This is a genomic window from Marinomonas pontica (assembly GCF_026191375.1).
Classification (GTDB): Bacteria; Pseudomonadota; Gammaproteobacteria; order Pseudomonadales; family Marinomonadaceae; genus Marinomonas; species Marinomonas pontica.
Window position 1 is genome coordinate 25,975 of record NZ_JAODTL010000056.1, and the last position, 18,162, is coordinate 44,136.

The 18,162-nt window shown below is 45.3% G+C and carries 19 protein-coding genes and 1 pseudogene; 15 read left to right on the forward strand and 5 right to left on the reverse strand.

Annotated features, from left to right (window positions below):
• The first annotated feature begins 16 nt into the window (after positions 1 to 16).
• A complete protein-coding gene (locus tag N5P32_RS16620; RefSeq protein WP_265730135.1) occupies positions 17 to 844 on the forward strand; it encodes a DMT family transporter in 828 nt (275 codons plus the stop codon).
• A gap of 18 nt (positions 845 to 862) precedes the next feature.
• On the opposite strand, the gene N5P32_RS16625 is transcribed toward N5P32_RS16620, so the two are convergent.
• From N5P32_RS16625 to N5P32_RS16635, 3 genes and pseudogenes are all read right to left on the reverse strand, one after another.
• The gene (locus N5P32_RS16625) at positions 863 to 1,345 is read right to left on the reverse strand and encodes a DMT family transporter (protein ID WP_265730136.1); all 483 of its coding nucleotides are present in this window, start codon (positions 1,343 to 1,345) and stop codon (positions 863 to 865) included.
• 55 nt (positions 1,346 to 1,400) lie between these two features.
• Positions 1,401 to 1,751 (reverse strand): annotated as a pseudogene (locus N5P32_RS16630) (DMT family transporter); the annotation flags it as partial.
• Positions 1,752 to 1,768: 17 nt separating this feature from the next.
• Positions 1,769 to 2,665, reverse strand: a complete 897-nt coding sequence (locus tag N5P32_RS16635) for a DMT family transporter (protein WP_265730137.1) — start codon at positions 2,663 to 2,665, stop codon at positions 1,769 to 1,771.
• 353 nt (positions 2,666 to 3,018) lie between these two features.
• Here N5P32_RS16635 and rpsF point away from each other — a divergent pair, with 353 nt between their 5' ends.
• The 6 genes from rpsF (at position 3,019) to N5P32_RS16665 (ending at position 8,198) form a co-directional block, all read left to right on the forward strand.
• Complete coding sequence (gene rpsF / locus N5P32_RS16640; protein ID WP_265730138.1) at positions 3,019 to 3,420, forward strand: 30S ribosomal protein S6; 402 nt, start codon at positions 3,019 to 3,021, stop codon at positions 3,418 to 3,420.
• Positions 3,421 to 3,443: 23 nt separating this feature from the next.
• The gene (rpsR, locus tag N5P32_RS16645) at positions 3,444 to 3,674 is read left to right on the forward strand and encodes a 30S ribosomal protein S18 (protein ID WP_012071134.1); all 231 of its coding nucleotides are present in this window, start codon (positions 3,444 to 3,446) and stop codon (positions 3,672 to 3,674) included.
• 21 nt (positions 3,675 to 3,695) lie between these two features.
• On the forward strand, positions 3,696 to 4,556 hold the full coding sequence (locus tag N5P32_RS16650; protein WP_265730139.1) for a hypothetical protein: 861 nt from the start codon (positions 3,696 to 3,698) through the stop codon (positions 4,554 to 4,556).
• Positions 4,557 to 4,578: 22 nt separating this feature from the next.
• On the forward strand, positions 4,579 to 5,022 hold the full coding sequence (gene rplI / locus N5P32_RS16655; protein WP_265730140.1) for a 50S ribosomal protein L9: 444 nt from the start codon (positions 4,579 to 4,581) through the stop codon (positions 5,020 to 5,022).
• Between the two features lie 142 nt (positions 5,023 to 5,164).
• Positions 5,165 to 6,541: a replicative DNA helicase gene (gene dnaB, locus N5P32_RS16660; protein WP_265730141.1), complete on the forward strand. Its 1,377-nt coding sequence runs from the start codon at positions 5,165 to 5,167 to the stop codon at positions 6,539 to 6,541.
• 94 nt (positions 6,542 to 6,635) lie between these two features.
• Entirely contained in the window at positions 6,636 to 8,198 is a 1,563-nt protein-coding gene (locus N5P32_RS16665) for a methyl-accepting chemotaxis protein (protein WP_265730142.1), read from the forward strand.
• 115 nt (positions 8,199 to 8,313) lie between these two features.
• On the opposite strand, the gene bioA is transcribed toward N5P32_RS16665, so the two are convergent.
• Positions 8,314 to 9,600: an adenosylmethionine--8-amino-7-oxononanoate transaminase gene (bioA, locus tag N5P32_RS16670; RefSeq protein ID WP_265730143.1), complete on the reverse strand. Its 1,287-nt coding sequence runs from the start codon at positions 9,598 to 9,600 to the stop codon at positions 8,314 to 8,316.
• Between the two features lie 69 nt (positions 9,601 to 9,669).
• On the reverse strand, positions 9,670 to 10,422 hold the full coding sequence (locus N5P32_RS16675) for a ComF family protein (RefSeq protein ID WP_265730144.1): 753 nt from the start codon (positions 10,420 to 10,422) through the stop codon (positions 9,670 to 9,672).
• A 38-nt stretch (positions 10,423 to 10,460) separates the two neighbouring features.
• Here N5P32_RS16675 and bioB point away from each other — a divergent pair, with 38 nt between their 5' ends.
• The 8 genes from bioB (at position 10,461) to N5P32_RS16715 (ending at position 18,110) form a co-directional block, all read left to right on the forward strand.
• On the forward strand, positions 10,461 to 11,537 hold the full coding sequence (bioB, locus tag N5P32_RS16680) for a biotin synthase BioB (RefSeq protein ID WP_265730145.1): 1,077 nt from the start codon (positions 10,461 to 10,463) through the stop codon (positions 11,535 to 11,537).
• A complete protein-coding gene (bioF, locus tag N5P32_RS16685) occupies positions 11,521 to 12,720 on the forward strand; it encodes an 8-amino-7-oxononanoate synthase (protein ID WP_265730146.1) in 1,200 nt (399 codons plus the stop codon). Before bioB ends, bioF begins: the two co-directional genes overlap by 17 nt.
• 23 nt (positions 12,721 to 12,743) lie before the next feature.
• Entirely contained in the window at positions 12,744 to 13,547 is an 804-nt protein-coding gene (locus tag N5P32_RS16690; protein WP_265730147.1) for an alpha/beta fold hydrolase, read from the forward strand.
• Positions 13,531 to 14,331, forward strand: coding sequence for a malonyl-ACP O-methyltransferase BioC (gene bioC, locus N5P32_RS16695; protein ID WP_265730148.1), 801 nt, complete (start codon positions 13,531 to 13,533; stop codon positions 14,329 to 14,331). Before N5P32_RS16690 ends, bioC begins: the two co-directional genes overlap by 17 nt.
• Before the next feature lie 20 nt (positions 14,332 to 14,351).
• The gene (gene bioD, locus N5P32_RS16700; protein WP_265730149.1) at positions 14,352 to 15,029 is read left to right on the forward strand and encodes a dethiobiotin synthase; all 678 of its coding nucleotides are present in this window, start codon (positions 14,352 to 14,354) and stop codon (positions 15,027 to 15,029) included.
• A 108-nt stretch (positions 15,030 to 15,137) separates the two neighbouring features.
• Entirely contained in the window at positions 15,138 to 15,608 is a 471-nt protein-coding gene (locus N5P32_RS16705) for a helix-turn-helix domain-containing protein (protein ID WP_265730150.1), read from the forward strand.
• Positions 15,608 to 16,762: a sensor histidine kinase gene (locus N5P32_RS16710; protein WP_265730151.1), complete on the forward strand. Its 1,155-nt coding sequence runs from the start codon at positions 15,608 to 15,610 to the stop codon at positions 16,760 to 16,762. The genes N5P32_RS16705 and N5P32_RS16710 overlap by 1 nt, the downstream gene beginning before the upstream one ends.
• Position 16,763: 1 nt before the next feature.
• A complete protein-coding gene (locus N5P32_RS16715) occupies positions 16,764 to 18,110 on the forward strand; it encodes a sigma-54-dependent transcriptional regulator (RefSeq protein WP_265730152.1) in 1,347 nt (448 codons plus the stop codon).
• The last annotated feature ends 52 nt before the right edge of the window (positions 18,111 to 18,162 follow it).

Genomic DNA, 18,162 nt, shown 5'->3' on the forward strand with positions numbered 1-18,162 from the left:
TAAAAAAGGGATTGTCATGACAATCGCTTATGCGTTTGTTATGTCATTAACAGCGCTAGCTGCCAAGCAAGCTCAAACTATGATTGCGGTCTCTACGTTGGTTTTTTGGCAGAGCGTGTTTTGCGCTTTGATTCTGCTTCCTCAAATGCGTGGGCGCTGGCAGAAGCGGCCACTATCTGTTTGGAAAATCCATTTTCTACGCAGCTTCGGTGGCTTTGTTGGTTTTCTGTTTTATTACTGGTCCTTGAATCATATTCCTTTAGTTGAGGCGTCATTGTTGCGCACTTGTGCTCCTTTGTGTGTGCCTTTTGTGGTGCTGATATTGCATCGTGTACGGATTCCAAAGGCGCGTTGGTTGCCTTTAATAGTAGGCTTTGTAGGAGTGGCGTTTGTGATTCAGCCGACCCCTGCGCATTTAAATCCTTGGCATCTTGTTGGTTTTGTTTCTGCTGTCGGTTTGGCGTTGTCGATGGTGACAACGCGCATGTTATCGCAGCAAGTGTCTGGTCAAGAGACGTTGTTTGTGTATTTTTTTGTGTCGACGCTTCTTTCTCTTCCCTTGGTGTTTTTGCAAGGAGATTCTTTACGATTGCCTATGGATGTCTGGCCATGGGTTGGTGTAGTAACGGCGACTTTGTATGTGGGGATGTATCTGTATAATTTGGCGTACACCTATGCCCCAGCCAGTGTGGTGTCGCCGGTAAGTTATGTGGGTGTTGTGTTCAGTGGTTTTTGGGGGTGGGCTGTCTGGGGGCATGTGCCGGATGTCTTCGCCATTCTGGGAATGCTGTGTATTTTTTCAAGTATTCTAATCAGTACCCGAATGGCGCGTAATCGAGGTTAAGTGTTTTGTGGACGCTTTTTATTTAGCTGTTTTTTTATTAAGTATGGTCGCTACAAATATGCCTGAAAAAATCAGGGTAATGCCAACGAAATGAAAACTCAGTAGGCTTTCTCCTAGAAATATTACGGACAAAGTGATGCTAAAAACAGGCAGTAGGTGAATAAAGTGTCCTGCGGTAGCCGCACCGAGTTTTTGAATGCCAATATTCCAGCATAAAAAGGCACCGATTGAAGCAAATATGCCCATGTACACAATGGCTAACCAGTCTGTTACCGTAAAATCGCCAAGCGAACTGCTTCCGAACAGGAAGAAAAGAGGGGCTTGAAATAATGTGCCGATTAACGCGGTACAGGCAAAGAATCCAATCAGCGACATGTCTTTCGGGCGTTTGATAATAAGGACGGAATAAATAGCCCAACTCACTGCCGCCGTGATGATCCACAGGTCTCCTTTTGAGAATAGTGAGATGCAAAAATGTGTCCAAACTTCCTCGGCTAACAATGATTATGGCTCCCAAGGTGGAGATTAGGATTCCGGTATTTTGCAGCCATGATGTTTTGCTTCCTAGTAATAGGCGTGCCGTAATGAGGATCATGACGGGCATAATGGAGTTAAGCAAAACTGCGTTTGTGACTGTGGTGGATGTAAGACCTATGTATAAAAATAAATTGTAGTTGCAAATACCAAGCCAGCCGAACAAAACGAGTAACGGCCAATTTTTTGCAATGATATTGCGTTCTAACCAGAGCTTTTTGTAGGAAAAAGGTAAAATGATGAGGCAGGCAAGGCTCCAACGCAGAAAAGAAATGGAGAAAGGGTCTATTCCATGGGAGACGGTTAAACGTCCTAGAATGTAGTTGCCTGACCAGAAGAGGATAGGCAGTAATAAATAGATAAACGCTGGCATGAAATGTCCTTGTTGTCTTATTTTATTTTTCTTTTAGACCAGTTTTGCACAAACAAACCAATAAGTATGCAAGCTAAGCCAACCAGTGTAGACGATAGAATCGGTTCGCCAGCGAACTGCGAGAGCCAAATAATAGAAAGCAATGGCGATAAGAAAATTAAATTGGCCACCTGGCTGGCGTTGGACGTAAGTTTCAATGCTTTATTCCATAGAACAAAACTCAATCCCATTTCAAAAAAGCCAATATAGACGGCGCCCCACAGTCCAGCATTGTCCCAATGTGTTAATTCTCCCGTGGCGGCGGCGTAAACAAGGATAATAGGCAAAGCAAAGAGAAAATTCAGCGTGAGGCCAATTAAGCTTGGGCGTGTGTCTTTGGTGTTTAAAAGCCAATACATTGCCCAAATGATGGTGCTCAACAATGCAAAGGCGACGCCCGACGCATTTGAAAATTCTAACGCACCTATTTGTCCGCGTGTTGCTATGTAAAGCACGCCAAAGTAGCAGGCGGCTGCGGCAATGTAGTCAGCGGTTTTAAGGCGTTGCTTAAGGATGGGGACAGCCATAAAACTCAAAGTAATAGCCCATGTATAGTTAATCACTTGAGCTTCTTGGGCTGGAAGTGTGTCGTACGCTTGGAGCAAAATTAAATAGTATAAAAAAGGGTTGATAGCACCAAAAAACAGGGACGATTTCCATGATTGTTTGGCAAGCTGAATGAGTTGTTTGGTTTCACCCTTTAAAACAATAAGACAGATTAAAAACACCAGTGACACGAGGTTCGCGACCAAAAGCAATTGGGTTGGTGAAAAGTGCTTTAGTGACAGTGAAAACGCGGTGGCAACCGTAGACCAGAGTAAGACGGCCCCTAGCCCATAAAAAATAGCTTTGGTGTTATCAGACTGTGCATTCATTGATTGGATTCCATATGTCCAGAGGGTAAGGGAGCATTTCTATGCTTTGATTGTCTTCTTTGCTTTAAACAGAAATATTTAAATAGAAGCTATGCTGGTGGTAAATAGCGCACCGCCAATAAAGTAAGCGATTCTATTGCCTTCATTCGAGGCTGTAAAACAACTTAAATCGGGGATCGCCTTTTTTGGCATGATTTGTCTCTAATTTGGCGGGCAAGGCATTACTTTGGTTGATTTCGTTTACTTATTATCCAGTCGTGCTATATAATGCGCGTCCCTGTAAATCAATACTCCTTGTCTCACAGCTTTTTAACAGGGGAAGCGTGGAGACTAAGAACCCATAAGGAGCTTAAATGCGTCATTATGAAATCGTCTTTCTGGTTCACCCAGATCAAAGCGAGCAAGTACCAGCAATGGTTGAGCGTTACACTAACCTAATCACTGAAGATGGTGGTAAAGTTCACCGTCTAGAAGATTGGGGCCGTCGTCAACTTGCTTACCCAATTAACAAAATTCACAAAGCACACTATGTTCTTATGAACATTGAGTGTTCTGACAGTGTTTTGTCTGAATTAAACGACACGTTCCGCTACAACGATGCGATCATCCGTAACTTGGTGATTCGTCGTAAAGATGCGGTAACTGACGTATCTCCTATTAAAGCTTCTGAAGGTCGTGAAGATCGTCGTTCTGCTCCTCAGCGTGAAGAGCGTAACAACGATGCTGACGAAGTATCTGAAGAATCTGAAGATTAATTTATTTTTATTAGGAGACACTCATGGCTCGTTTTTTCCGTCGTCGTAAGTTCTGCCGTTTTACAGCAGAAGGCGTTAAAGAGATCGATTACAAAGATCTAGACACACTGAAAGGTTACATCACTGAAACTGGTAAAATCGTACCTAGCCGTATTACTGGCACTAAGGCTCGTTACCAGCGTCAGCTAGCGACTGCAATCAAACGCGCTCGCTACATTGCTATTCTTCCTTACACTGACAGCCACTTTAATTAATAGGCTGAAGAAGCGCTTTTTATGGGTGGTTTAGCTAAATGGGTAATGAATAAACGCCTTAATGCCATTATTGGTGTAATGGTGTTTGGCCTCATTCCCATGATGTTTTGGCTAGCGGCCGCAATCCTTGGATTGGTGGTGCTTCGTAAAGGTGTAAAAGAAGGAATACCTGTATTGGCCTGGGGTTGCCTACCAGCATTAGTTTTGTGGGTAATTCAAGGAGATGCAACGGCACTCATGGTGTTGGTTGATGTGATGTTGTTGAGCTATTTGCTTAGGTCAACGATGTCGTGGAGTTGGGTGTTATTGGCTGGCAGCTTTTTGGCGGTAGTCAGTACATTGCTCCAACCCGTTTTGATGGCGGATGTTTTGAATTTGGCGGTTTCGCTGGTTCAGAGGGTCTTGTCTTCGGAAGGGGTTGATGTTCCTGATCAAAGCGTGATTTTTAACCAGGCGGTAATGGCTATATCCATTTTCCAAGTGGTAATTGCGGTTATTTCTTTGTTTTTGGCGAGGAAGTGGCAGGCAGGGCTCTACAATCCGGGCGGCTTACGTGCGGAGTTTCATCAGCTAAGATTGCCAATCGCATTTAGTCTGGTATTGGGTGGAATGATTCTTATAGGAGAGAGCTTAGGCGGATCCTTTATTGTTCTTTCTCAAGCCGCTATACCTGCTTTAGTGTTGCCGGGGCTTGCTCTAGTACATGGTGTTTTAGCAAAGAAAGAAATTGGGGTTGTTGGACTGATCGCATTTTATCTTGTGGGATTTTTTGTTTTGAATGTGTATTTTGCAAATATTTTGGTGGCACTTTGTGTGATCGACAGTTTTGTAGATATCCGTTCCAGAATCCAAGGTAAGGCGTCCAACTCAAGTGATAGCTAATGATTAATTAGAGGTGATCGAGATGGAAGTTATTCTACTCGACAAAGTAAACAAGCTAGGCGGTATTGGTGACGTTGCAGTTGTTAAACCAGGCTATGCTCGTAACTTTTTGATTCCGAACAAAAAAGCGGTAATGGCGACTAAAGCTAACTTGGCTAGCTTTGAAGAGCGTCGTGTTGAACTTGAAGCGAAAGCGGCTGAACGTAAAGTTGCTGCTGAAGCTCGTGCTTTGACACTAGAAGGCAAAACTTTCACTATCGCGGCAAACGCTGGTGATGAAGGTAAGCTTTTCGGTTCTATCGGCACTCGTGACATCGCTGAGGCTATTTCTGCTGAAGTAGCGGTAGAGAAAGCGGAAATTCGTCTTCCTGAAGGCGCAATTCGTCACACTGGTTCTTTCGAAGTAGACATCCAACTTCATTCTGAAGTGGTTGTAACTGTTACTTTGGCTGTAATCGCTGAGTAATTTGTTTCGACAAATTGCTTGAGAAAGTCGTAAGTCTTTCTCAAATAAGAGAAGGGTATCTTGCTATTGCAAGATGCCCTTTTTTTCGGGCGTGCTAAGCTAATCCTCCACTATTTTTTCTGTTTTTGTATGGGTATTTTGCGTGCAACTAAATGATTCTGAAGTCGCTTCTATTAAATTACCACCGTATTCCATTGAGGCTGAACGTTCTGTTGTTGGCGGCTTAATGCTGGATCCGCAAGCTTGGGAGAAAGTCTCTGAGCTTGTGATTGCCGATGACTTTTATCGACCAGAGCATAAGGCAATTTTTACTGTAATTGCTCGTTTGGCTGATGAGTCAGAACCTATTGACGTGGTGACTATAGGGGAGCGATTAGATAAACGAGGCGATTTAGAGTCCATTGGTGGAATGGCTTATTTGATTGAAGTGGCAGAAGCGACTCCAAGCGCATCAAATATTGCCGCATACGCAGACATTGTTCGTGAGCGATCTATTCTGCGTCGTTTGATTTCAACCACAAACGATATTTCGGCTAGAGCGTTTCACCCTGAAGGAATGACGGCTGCCGAAGTGTTGGATGAAGCCGAACGAAAAATATTTCAGATTGCAGAGGGTGGAGACAAAAAAGGCGGGCCACGCATTGCCGCTGATATTCTAAGTGCTACCGTAGATAAAATCGATGAACTGTATCATCAAGAAGGTGCGATAACGGGGCTGAGTACTGGCTTTACCGATCTTGATGCCATGACGGCGGGTTTACAGCCTTCGGATTTGGTTATCGTGGCCGGTCGTCCTTCTATGGGTAAAACAACGTTTGCGATGAACTTGGTGGAAAATGCCGCCATGATCAGTGAAAAGCCTGTGATTGTATTCAGTCTGGAGATGCCAGCGGAGTCGCTTATGATGCGTATGCTGTCTTCTCTTGGCCGTATCGATCAAACGCGTATGCGCTCAGGTCAGTTGATTCAAGAGGATTGGGACAAGTTAATGTCAGCCGTCAAAATGCTCAAAGATCGCAAGCTGTTTATCGATGATACTGGCGGTATCAGCCCGACAGAAATGCGTTCGCGTGTTCGTCGTATTGCTCGTGAACACGGTGGGGTGGCATTAATCATGGTCGATTACCTTCAATTGATGCAGATTCCTGGTTTCACCGAGGGGCGAACCAACGAAATTTCTGAAATATCTCGATCGCTAAAAGCCATCGCCAAAGAAATGGAGTGCCCTATGGTGGCATTGTCACAGTTGAACCGGAGTTTGGAGAATCGACCAAATAAGCGCCCTGTAAACTCTGACTTGCGTGAATCTGGAGCGATCGAGCAGGATGCGGATGTGATTTCGTTTGTCTATCGTGATGAAGTTTATCATGAAGATACGCCGCATAAGGGGATTGCCGAGATCATCATCGGTAAGCAGCGTAACGGCCCCATTGGTACTTGTCGCTTAGCGTTTGTGGGCAAATACACGCGTTTTGAGGATTTAGCGCCGGATGCCTACCGAGATTTTGATGACGAATAGGCCAATACTGGTGTATTTTGATTGTCTTTATACATAATAAGAAGCCACGCAGATCATAGGTGGCGAAATAAACGAATGGATCGAGAGCTATTTTATGCGAAAAATGCCAGTAACAAATAAAGAGAATGACTTTCCTGAAAGCTATGTTTTGGTTTCCAGTACGGATGTTAAAGGACGTATTACGTTTGTTAATGATGTTTTCTGTGAGGTAGCAGGTTATGAGCGTGACGCTTTGATTGGCGCGCCTCATAACGTGATCCGTCACCCTGATGTGCCGCCAGCCGTGTTTGCGGATATGTGGGCTAATCTCAAGCAGGGTAAAAGCTGGATGGGCTTGGTGAAAAACCGTTGTGCGAATGGCGATCATTATTGGGTGAGTGCTCATGTAAGTCCATTATTGGATGGCAGTAACGTTATTGGGTATGAATCGGTTCGTCGTAAAGCGACACGCGATGAAATTCAACACGCTCAGTCTGTCTATGACCGCATTAATGCGGGTAAAGGTTTGGTGCCTGCAGTCACAAAAACAACGGCGCATTTGGCGAACGCTTCTTGGCCTTTAATGGCATGTTTTGTACTGCTTGCTGTGGCGTGTTTGTTGTCGAATGTGTTGGCATTGCAAGTGATTGGTCCTATCTTGGCGTTACTGGGTGTGTTGCTTTCTAATCATCAACGACAATCTTTGGCCTCTGTGGTGTCTGGTTTATCCGCCGAATCTCAGAATCCTATCGGTCAATACTTGTACTGTAAAACGGTCGGGACAAAAGCAGCGATTAAATTTGCTAAGATTCACCAAGAAGCCGCTGGAAATACGTTTCGATATCGTTTGAAAGAGGGCGCTGGGCAATTGCGTCAGCGTGCATCAGAGGCCAAAGCCAGTGTGACCACTAATTTGGCTAACTTTAATAAGCAGCGAAATACTTTTCAGGAAGTGGTCGCAGCAAGTTCTCAGTTATTGTCCAGCGTGACTCATGTGGCGGAACACGTTCATGTGGCCGTGGAGGCAACGGAGTCGGTAGGAGGTGTGTCTCGCGAGAGTCGTCTGTTGGCTCAGCAAACGGGTGAGACAATGCGCCAAGTGTATCAAGACATATCTGATGCAAAAAAAGTGGTTGCGATATTGGCGGAGCGCAGTGACAGCATTAATGAAGTGGTAAGTTCCATTAGTGGTATTGCAGAGCAAACCAATTTGCTGGCATTGAATGCAGCCATTGAATCTGCTCGTGCAGGAGAGGCCGGACGAGGCTTTGCTGTCGTGGCGGATGAAGTGCGTGCGTTGGCGATTCGTACCCAAAACGCGACGCAAAGTATCCATAGCATGACGGAAGAATTGAAGAAAAACACACTGGATGTTACCAACACCATCGACAAAGGCACGGCAGTTGCTCAAGAAGGTGTGGATAGTGTGAATAAAGTGGCTCAAAAAATGAGCGATATTGAAATGGCGATCAAGCAAGTAGTGGCCATGACAGCGCAAATTAATGTCTCTTCAGAAGAGCAGGCCAGTGTGGCTCGTGACCTGAATGATAAGATGCAAGAAGTCGATGCGTTGAGCATTAATAGCATCGAAAGGGCGGAAAATATCGTAATCAATATTAGCCACATTGAAGAAGAGGCTTATGAGCAAGGTAACCTTGCAGAGCGCATGAAACAGTAGTCTTTTTGAGGTGGAATGCTCACTGGTTAAGTGAATGTTCGCTGGTTAAGTGATTGTTAAACAAAAAAGCGCCTTGAGTGACACGCACTCAAGGCGCTTTTTTGTCTGGATGGTGTTAAATGGCTTCTTCACTGGCTACTTTGTAAATGGCCTCGGCCAGCTTGTTAATTTGCTTTTGAGTAATGATGTAAGGTGGCATGAGGTAAATAAGTTTTCCAAATGGGCGAATCCAAACGCCAAGTTCAACGAATTTGGGCTGTATTTCATGCAAACTTACGGAGTTATTGAGTTCAACAACTCCGATGGCACCAAGACATCGAACTTCCTTAACTTGCTTTAATTGTTCGCAAGGCGACAGCGCTTCTTTCATCCATGTTTCGAGTTGGGAAATGTGTTCGACAATGTCGTATTGATTCAATAAGGACAAGCTGGCATTAGCGGCAGCACAAGCGAGTGGATTACCCATAAATGTTGGGCCATGCATAAACACGCCGCCTTCTTGGCTGATGCCCAGTGCGACTTTGTTGTTGGTTAATGTGGCGGCAAGAGTCATATAACCGCCGGTCAATGCTTTGCCAACACACATAATGTCGGGGCAAATGTTGGTGTGGTCGGTTGCGAAAGGTTTGCCTGTGCGGCCAAAGCCTGTGGCAATTTCATCAAAAATTAGCAAGATATCGAATTCATCACACAGCGTTCTAATGTGATCAAGATAAGCTGGATTGTAGAAACGCATGCCGCCAGCGTTTTGCACAACGGGCTCTATGATAAACCCCGCTATGTGTTGATGGTGTGTTTGAAATGTGTGGCGAATTTCTTCTAAATATTCACGCTTAACGGGATCATGAATCCCTGTTGGCGGCGGCGAAACGAAGTGCTGTCGGGTCAGCGCTCCGGTAAATAAATTATGCATTCCGTTTTCTGGATCGCACACGGACATGGCTGCAAAGGTGTCTCCGTGGTAGCCGCTTTTGGGGGTGACAAAAAATTGTTTATTAGGTTTGCCTTGGGTATTCCAGTACTGGATTGCCATTTTTAGGGCAACTTCTACGGATACTGAGCCAGAGTCGGAAAAGAAAACGCGCTGCAAATCGCGGGGTGTCATTGCGATGAGTTTTTCGGCAAGTTCGATCGCAGGTTTGTGTGTCAATCCACCAAACATGACATGAGAAAATTGCGACAGTTGCTCTTGAATAGCGGCGTTTATGGTTGGGTGGTTGTAGCCATGAATCACGCTCCACCATGAGGACATGCCATCTACCAGTGTTTTTCCGTTGCTTAGTGTTATTTCACACTGAGCGGCTTTTTCGACCAGAAAGTGAGGGCTTGGGTGACTCATGGATGTGTAAGGGTGCCACAGTAATTGCTTGTCTAAGTCTAGGTACTCTTGTTGTGTTTTCATGATCTTAACCATTGTTTTGTTGGCAGCATACTAAACAATGGTTAAGAAGATGGCTAGACCGCTGGATTTTTATCCTTGCTGCTCTTTGTCGGGCGTTCGGGCTATTAGCCAAATATCAACGCGTTCAGCGCCGGCATCAAGCAGTTGTTTTGTGCAGCTTTCAATCGTGCTCCCAGTTGTCATGATGTCGTCAAAGAGTGCGACATGTTTGGCAATAGCGCCATCGATATAATAGCTGTTTTGTGGGTTTCGCAGACGTTCCTTTCGGCTCAATGTGTGCTGGGCTTGAGTGTTTTTGCTTTTTTTGAGTGGGTTGTTCTTTGGTAGAGTTGGGCATTGAATGTTGGCTTGCTGTTGGAGCTTTTTGACTAATAGGTGCGCCATTTTTTGGGTTTGGCAAAAGCCACGTTCTTTGATTCGACTCGCATGGCTTGGTACGTAAATGATTTGGTCTGGCCAGTTTCCGGTGTTGTATGACGCTATTACATGCTCACCGAGCAAATCAGTAAGTGGTCGAATGTAATGGTTGCCTTGATTGAATTTGATGCTGTGAATGAGTGTTTTGATGATGCCTTCAAACCGATACGGCGCGATGCAGGTATGGTACGCAGGCGCTGATGTCTGACATTGTCCACATAAAATATTGGGGGAATGTGTGGGGCGCTTGCATTGGCAGCAATGTCTATTGTTGTTAGGGAGGCCTTTTTGGCAGTAATGACAGAGCGTGTGCGGACTACTGGCATGGCAAAGGTAGCATCGATTTAAAAATAAACACTTGTAAACCGAGCGTATTTTTCTGGTTGACAGTTTTTTCCAGTCCATTAGTATTGCTCCATCAAATCTATTGGATCGAGGGTGTCATGTCTCTAAGTATGTCTCAAAACACACCAATCAGTGCCGCTCAGCCGCGCTTTGATTGGACTCAAACCGAAATAAAAGCGCTTTTTGATTTGCCTTTTATGGATTTAATGTTTCGTGCTCAGACCGTCCATAGAGAAAATTTTGCACCAAATGAAGTGCAAGTTAGTACGTTGTTGTCGATAAAAACAGGCGCTTGCCCTGAAGACTGCAAATATTGTCCACAGAGTGGTCACTATAATACGGAACTTGAAAAAGAAAAGTTAATGGAAGTGCAAAAGGTGCTTGAAGAAGCGGCTTTGGCCAAAGAAAAAGGCGCGAGCCGTTTTTGTATGGGAGCGGCGTGGAAGCATCCTTCTGAAAAAGACTTTCCATATGTATTGGAAATGATTAAAGGGGTGAAATCCCTAGGTCTGGAGTCGTGTGTGACGCTGGGTACTTTAAATGATGAACAAGCGAAACGTTTGTCGGATGTGGGATTGGATTATTACAATCACAATTTGGATACGTCTGCAGAGTTCTACGACAGCATCATTACCACACGTTCTTATCAAGACCGTTTAGATACGCTTTCCCGTGTTCGTGATTCTGGGATCAAGCTTTGTTGCGGCGGTATTATGGGAATGGGCGAAGAGCAAAAAGACCGAGTGGGTCTGCTGCGTCAACTTTCTCAAATGACACCACATCCGGAAAGTGTGCCAATCAATATGTTGGTCAAAGTAGAGGGAACTCCGCTGGAGAATGTGGAGGATCTTGATACGTTTGAGTTCATTCGAACGATTGCGGTGGCGCGTATATTGATGCCTAAATCTCATGTGCGATTATCGGCAGGCCGTCAGGGTATGAATGAGCAAACGCAAGCTTTGTGCTTCATGGCGGGCGCGAACTCAATATTCTATGGGGAAAAGCTGCTAACAACAGGTAACCCAGAAGCGGACAAAGACATGGCTTTATTTGCGAATTTGGGTATTAATCCTGAAAAGCGAGAAGAGCACTCGGATGAAGCCGTGGCGGAAGCCATTGCTGCGCAAGCGATAAAACAAGAAGAGTCTAAGTTGTTTTATGAAGCCAGCGTTTAATACGCCTGATTGGGTATTGGCGGCGCTGGATGAGCGTCGCCAGCACGATTTAATGCGTCAAACAATGACGCTTAATAGCGCTCAAGTACCTCATACCCAGATCCACTCCCAAAATTTTACGGCTTTTTGTTCGAACGATTACCTTGGGTTGGCCAATCACCCTAAACTGATTGCTGCGATGAATGATACCGCGCAAGTTTATGGTGTGGGTGGCGGTTCTTCGCATTTGGTGTGTGGGCATTTAACGCCCCACCAAATGCTGGAAGAGGCGCTAGCTGACTGGCTTGGTTATGAGCGAGTCATGCTGTTTAGTACTGGTTATATGGCAAACCTCGGCGTGATTTCAGCGCTGACTGGTAAGCATCGCCCTGTTGTGCAAGATAAGCTCAATCACGCTTCGTTGATTGATGGTGCGTTATTGGCGCAAGCACCGTTACGCCGTTATTTGCATGGGGATGTAAAAAGTGCTGAAAAACTGCTTTCTAAGTCGAGTGATTCCGGGTTATTGGTGACGGATGGTGTGTTCAGCATGGATGGTGATGTGGCGCCTCTTGCTGACTTGTCTGCTTTGGCCGCTCGCCATGATTGGATGTTGATGGTGGATGATGCTCATGGGCTTGGGTGTTTGGGTGACGCTGGTCGAGGCTGTATGTCGCTAGCCGGTTTGAATGCGCAGACGATGCCCATTTTAGTAGGGACATTTGGCAAGGCGTTTGGAACCGCCGGGGCTTTTGTGGCTACGTCTCATGATTTTGCGGATTACCTTACGCAATTTGCGCGTCCTTATGTTTATACTACCGCTATGTCACCCGCAATGGCGGGAGCGACGTTGGCTTCCTTGCAGATTATTCAGTCGGATGAAGGTGAGGAGCGGAGAGCACGATTGGCTGAGCACGTCGCGTATTTCAGGCAACGAGTCAAGTCCCTGCCAGTGGCGTTGATGCCTTCGAATACCGCCATTCAACCTATTGTTATTGGTGATAGCAAATCGGCCATTCGTCTGAGTGAGCAATTAAAGGCTCTTGGAATCTGGTGTACTGCGATTCGTCCTCCGACCGTACCTGCGGGTAGTGCGCGCTTGAGAATTACATTAAGTGCTGCCCACTCTGATGCGGATTTAGTGTTATTATGCGATTCACTCGAAAAAGTTTTGACTGCGAAACTTTCAAACGCAACACGTTAAATTCACAGTAATAGAGGGACAGCATGCGAGCACGTATAGAAACCGAAGCTTTTGGGAATCCGTCTGACCAAGCCATTTTTTTGGTATCCGGCTGGGCAATGCCAAAAGAAGTGATGCGTGCTTTTGCTTTACGATTGAGTCAGCGTTTTTATGTAGTAATAGCAAATTTGCCGGGCGTCTCTCTCGATGAACAGTGGATCTCTCGTTCTCGCATTGGGCCGAATTACGACATTGATGCGTTGTCTGAGCAATTGATCGACGTTGCACCTGCAGACGCATGGTGGATTGGTTGGTCTTTGGGTGGCATGGTGTCGGTTTATGTTGCGGCGCGTCGTTCAAGTCAGGTGTTAGGTCTAGTGACTTTGTCGGCTTCCCCAAGCTTTATTCAGCGAGAAAACTGGCCAAATGGTATGTCGGTTGATGACTTCGAGGCTTTTTCATCTTTAGTCGACACGTCACCAGAGCAAGGGCTTCAGCGTTTTGTAATGCTTCAGGCGAAAGGCGCGAAAAATGAGAGGGCTCTTATTAAGCAATTGCAGTCATTCTTACCCATCAATACGTTAAACCGCTCAGCATTAGTGGGTGGGTTGCGTCTTCTTAAATCGCTTGATGTTCGTCGTGAATGGTCGCTTTTGGATCTGCCCAATTTGCACCTATTGGGCGGTAAGGATAGGTTGGTTTCTGCTGAAACTGTCACGCAACAAACTGATGTAAACCCTTTACAACAATGCGTTGTTTTACCCCATTGTGCGCACCAGTCTTTCATTGAAGATGAAGACACTTGTGTGCAGCAGATAGAAAGCTTTATTGATGCTAATACCCCATGATTTGCCTGCGTTTGGTTATAAAAAACAGCTGGCTAGACGTTTCGACCGTGCTTCACAATCTTACGACTCCTATGCAGAATTTCAGCGCATTGTTTTAGAGCGCTTGCTGTCATTGTTGCCTACGCAACCTGCCGATGTGGTAGTAGACCTTGGTACGGGAACTGGGCAAGCATTGGCGTCGCTATCTAGTGTGTTTCAGCCAACATCCTGTGTCGCTTTAGATCTTTCTGCACAGATGTTGTCTGTTGCCAGAACGCGCTCCTCTTCTTTGGAAAATATTCAATTTGTGTGTGCTGATGCTGAGCAGTTGCCATTTCAGTCCTCCTCGTGCGATGTGGTGTTTTCGAGTCTTGCCATTCAGTGGTGTTTGGCGCCGGAGGCTCTGTTCGAGGAACTTTACCGTGTCACTAAACCGGGTGGCTATGTGATTTTTTCAACATTATCGCAAGATTCCATGCCTGAAATTCGCCAAGCATGGAGTGCCTTGGACGATAAAGAGCATGTTCATCAATATATGTCTATTGCAGCGTTGTTGGAGTGCGTGTCTGCCTCAGGTTGGCGTATTTCTAGCGCCGAATTGTCGCGTGTGCCTATGTGGTTCGCTTCTGCAGAAGAGGCAATTGATTCTCTAAAAAAAGTCGGTGCAAGCCTGATTGCGTCAGATTCGCCAAGTACAATGTCACCTAGCGTGTGGAAGTGTTTCTTACACGAATATTCAAAACAAAAGACTGATTTAGGTATTCCCCTTAGTTATCAGGTTGCTTTTGTTGTTGCTCAAAAATGATGGATACTCCGGAGTAATCAGTGAAAAAACGTTTTTTTGTTACTGGCACAGATACCGATGCCGGTAAAACTTATGTCACCGTTGGGTTGTTGAATGCGGCGAAACGCGCAGGGGTGAAATCGTTAGGGCTTAAGCCTATTGCGGCAGGGGCTGTTTCTATTGAAGGGAAATTACGAAATGATGATGCCTTGTTGATTCAAGCTGCGAACAGCGTCTCTTTACCCTATGAACAGGTAAATCCAGTGGTGTTAGAAGCGGCTGTAGCTCCGCACATTGCAGCGATTCAAGAAGGAAGGTTGGTCACGGCTTCTCGTTTAGAAGGCTATATTAAAGGGGCGTTATTAATGCCTCATGAGTTGGCATTGGTTGAAGGTGCTGGTGGCTGGCGAGTGCCGTTAAATGATAGAGAAATGTTGTCGGATGTGGCTAAGTCTTTGGGGTTTCCTGTCATTCTGGTTGTAAACATGAAATTGGGCTGTTTGAATCACGCTGTGTTAACGGCGGAGGCGATTGCGCGCGATGGTTTGATCTTAGCTGGCTGGGTAGCGAATACCGGACCAGAAAAAATGCCTTTTTTTGAGGAAAATGTGGCAACCTTGTCGGCTATGCTTCCTGCGCCTTTGTTAACCACCTTGTCATGGTGTGACAGCGGTGAGGAGGCTCAATCTCAATTTGATGAATTGCTTTCAGCGTTATAGTCTTATATTAACGTATAAATGGCGTGCTGCTCTTGAAAGTGAAGGATATCAACGCATTATAATAACGTAATGGTGAATATTGGTTGTTTTTGAGGTTGAGGTGGCGTTGTGAAGGCTTGGTTATGTGGGTTGGATGATGAAGAAGCGGCAAGCGTTTCCAGCATTTTGACGTTTATTGGTATTGAACATAGTGCATCATTGACTTCGATTTCTTTGCCTGATTTTGTTGTGTTGGGCAAAGCAATAGAGTCGTTTGAATTGGATGAAATGATTCCCATCATTTCTTTGCGTTCGGGCATGGATATTGTCGGTGATTTTAATGTCTGGTTTTGCCCCCTTCCTTGGCGATCGCAATCGCTTTCTTCGATATTAAAAGAAATCAAACAGCTGCACACATTTCCTCAGGCTTCTGGGGTGAATTTAAATTTACACGTTCGTCATTTAGAAGCACTTCTCATCCGCCAAGCTTTAGTGTCTACTCAGGGTGTGGTTTCAAAAGCCGCGCAAAACTTACAGATACAACGAACCACGCTGATTGAAAAAATGCGTCGCTATAATATTGATAAATCGGAGTTTTAGTGACAAAAGATGAAGAAATTGCGGAGTTGAAAGCCGCATTTAAGACGTTTTCTGAGTCGTCTGATGCGTTAGCCAAATCGTACTTAGACCTGCAGCAAGAAGTCACTCGATTATACGATCAGCTGGAAAAATCTGAGCAAGATAAGCGCCAAGAGCAAGATAAAAATCGAGTGTTGGTGTTGCAGTTTCAGCAGCTTTTCGAGTCGATGCCGGTCGGAGTGTTGTTATTAAATGAAGAAGGGGTGGTTGTCATGGCTAACCCTGTCGCTGACCGCTTATTCAATGTGCCTTTGGTTGGTCAATCTTGGGGAACCATTGTTCCGTTGAGCTTTCGTCCTCAAAAAGACGATGGACACGATGTGAGTATGGTGACGGGGCGTCGTGTCCGTGTTGAAACTGCTTCATTGGGGAATGTGCCGGGACAGTTGGTTATTTTGGTGGATTTAACGGAAGCCTATTTATTGCAGAAAAAATTGAGCCATCATGAGCGCCTGTCGAATATGGGGAAAATGGTAGCGGCGTTAGCGCATCAGATTCGAACTCCTTTGTCTTCTGCAACCTTATATGCTGGTCATTTGCAAAAGCCGGATTTGGCTCCGGTGATGCGACAAACGTTTGCGAATAAATTAGTGGATAGACTGGCCAATATTGAAAAGCAAATACGTGATATGTTGATATTTTCTCGCAGTGAAATAAAACTGGATGAAACGGTCAGTGTCTCAGCCTTCATTAGGGAGCTGACAGATCAAAGTAAAGAAATTTGCGACCAAAAAAACATGCAGTTTGACGCCTCAGGGGCGACATTTTCGGCAACGGATTGTATTCAGTGCAATAAAGAAACATTATTAGGGGCATTATTAAACCTTGTAAATAATGCGGTCGATGCGCAGTCTGAGGGTGGTTTGGTTCAGTTGCATTGGCGAAACAGTCATGGTTTTTTGACGTTGTTATTTAAGGACCGTGGTGAAGGGATGTCTAAAGCGCAGCTAGAACATGTGCAAGAAGGTTTTGTGACAACAAAACAGCATGGCACTGGGTTGGGTTTGATGGTTGTGAAAGCCATCGCTCGGGCTCATCATGGTCAATTTGAAATAGACAGTATAGAGGGAACTGGAACGACAGCCAGTTTTACGTTACCTCTTGTAAGGGTATGAAATGTCTGATGTAAAGTTATTAATTGTTGAAGATGACAAAGGGCTTGCAGAGGCGCTGGAAGACACGCTGATGCTGGCAAGTTATCAATGCAAGGTGGTTTACAGCGCCGAAGAGGCCATTATTGCGTTAAAGCATGCGGTCTTTGATATGGTGGTGTCTGATGTAAATTTGCCTGGCATGGATGGATACGGTTTGTTGCATCATGTCATCGACACCTACTCCGAGTTGCCTATTATGCTGATGACGGCGTATGGCGATATTGCTCATGCAGTGGAAGCGATGCGAGATGGTGCGGTTGATTACCTTTTAAAGCCATTTCAGGAAGAGGAACTGCTTAATGCGATCGCTAAGTACACGGTAAAAGCAGCCCCAGCAGTTAGTCTTCAGCCGATAGCAAAAGACCCATCAAGTATTGCTTTGCTTGAATTGGCAAAGCGTGTCGCTGTAACCGATTCGACAGTATTGATTTGTGGTGAAAGTGGAACGGGTAAAGAGGTGCTTGCTCACTACATTCATCAGAATTCAAGTCGTCCAAATGCACCTTTCGTGGCGATTAACTGCGCAGCCATCCCAGAAAATATGCTGGAAGCTATTTTATTCGGTTATGAAAAAGGCGCTTATACAGGCGCGATTTCTTCACAGGCGGGTAAGTTCGAGCAAGCCAATGGTGGAACCTTGCTGTTGGATGAAATTACTGAAATGGATGTTGGCTTGCAAGCTAAGTTGCTTCGTGTGCTCCAAGAGCAAGAAGTAGAGCGCCTTGGTGGTAAAAAGTCGATACCTTTGGATGTGCGTATCATTGCGACCACCAACCGAGATCTTGCAGATTATGTTCGTGAAGGTGGTTTCAGGGAGGATTTGTATTACCGTTTAAATGTGTTTCCTCTTCGCTGGCAGCCTATTCGTGAAAGAAAAGGCGATATTCTTCCCATTGCGCAACATTTGTTGGCAAAGCACGCCGCTAAAATGCGTATCGTGGGGGCTGTTTTAAAACCGTCTGCTCAGAGTAAGCTGGAATCTCACCCTTGGCCTGGTAATGTGCGTGAATTAGACAACGTGATTCAGCGCGCTTTAATATTAAGCCCCAATGCACAAATCAATGAGGATCATATTGCGTTTGATATGATGAGCCTCACGCCGGTTGCGACCGAGGCAGTTGTGGAAGAAGACAGCGCCGCGTCGATTTTAGGCAAAGGTGTTCAACAACACGAATTCCGTATTATTGCGCAAGCGTTGGTGGATGCGAATGGCAAACGTAAAGTGGTTGCTGATACGCTGGGCATTAGCCCGAGAACCTTGCGTTACAAAATTGCGAAAATGCGTGAAAGTGGCATAGATGTCGATTGATTTTTGTATCTTGTTTTAATTAGCTTTATGCTAAGCTGTACAAATGTGATTT

What these genes read in the sequence shown, in the direction of transcription:
- N5P32_RS16665 (WP_265730142.1), top strand. Translation starts at nt 6,636, where the DNA reads ATGCGAAAAATGCCAGTAACAAATAAAGAGAATGACTTTCCTGAAAGC.
- N5P32_RS16690 (WP_265730147.1), top strand. Translation starts at nt 12,744, where the DNA reads ATGCGAGCACGTATAGAAACCGAAGCTTTTGGGAATCCGTCTGACCAA.
- bioF (WP_265730146.1), top strand. Translation starts at nt 11,521, where the DNA reads ATGAAGCCAGCGTTTAATACGCCTGATTGGGTATTGGCGGCGCTGGAT.
- bioB (WP_265730145.1), top strand. Translation starts at nt 10,461, where the DNA reads ATGTCTCTAAGTATGTCTCAAAACACACCAATCAGTGCCGCTCAGCCG.
- rplI (WP_265730140.1), top strand. Translation starts at nt 4,579, where the DNA reads ATGGAAGTTATTCTACTCGACAAAGTAAACAAGCTAGGCGGTATTGGT.
- rpsF (WP_265730138.1), top strand. Translation starts at nt 3,019, where the DNA reads ATGCGTCATTATGAAATCGTCTTTCTGGTTCACCCAGATCAAAGCGAG.
- bioA (WP_265730143.1), bottom strand. Translation starts at nt 9,600, where the DNA reads ATGAAAACACAACAAGAGTACCTAGACTTAGACAAGCAATTACTGTGG.
- N5P32_RS16715 (WP_265730152.1), top strand. Translation starts at nt 16,764, where the DNA reads ATGTCTGATGTAAAGTTATTAATTGTTGAAGATGACAAAGGGCTTGCA.
- N5P32_RS16620 (WP_265730135.1), top strand. Translation starts at nt 17, where the DNA reads ATGACAATCGCTTATGCGTTTGTTATGTCATTAACAGCGCTAGCTGCC.
- bioC (WP_265730148.1), top strand. Translation starts at nt 13,531, where the DNA reads ATGCTAATACCCCATGATTTGCCTGCGTTTGGTTATAAAAAACAGCTG.
- N5P32_RS16635 (WP_265730137.1), bottom strand. Translation starts at nt 2,665, where the DNA reads ATGAATGCACAGTCTGATAACACCAAAGCTATTTTTTATGGGCTAGGG.
- N5P32_RS16675 (WP_265730144.1), bottom strand. Translation starts at nt 10,422, where the DNA reads ATGGACTGGAAAAAACTGTCAACCAGAAAAATACGCTCGGTTTACAAG.
- rpsR (WP_012071134.1), top strand. Translation starts at nt 3,444, where the DNA reads ATGGCTCGTTTTTTCCGTCGTCGTAAGTTCTGCCGTTTTACAGCAGAA.
- N5P32_RS16650 (WP_265730139.1), top strand. Translation starts at nt 3,696, where the DNA reads ATGGGTGGTTTAGCTAAATGGGTAATGAATAAACGCCTTAATGCCATT.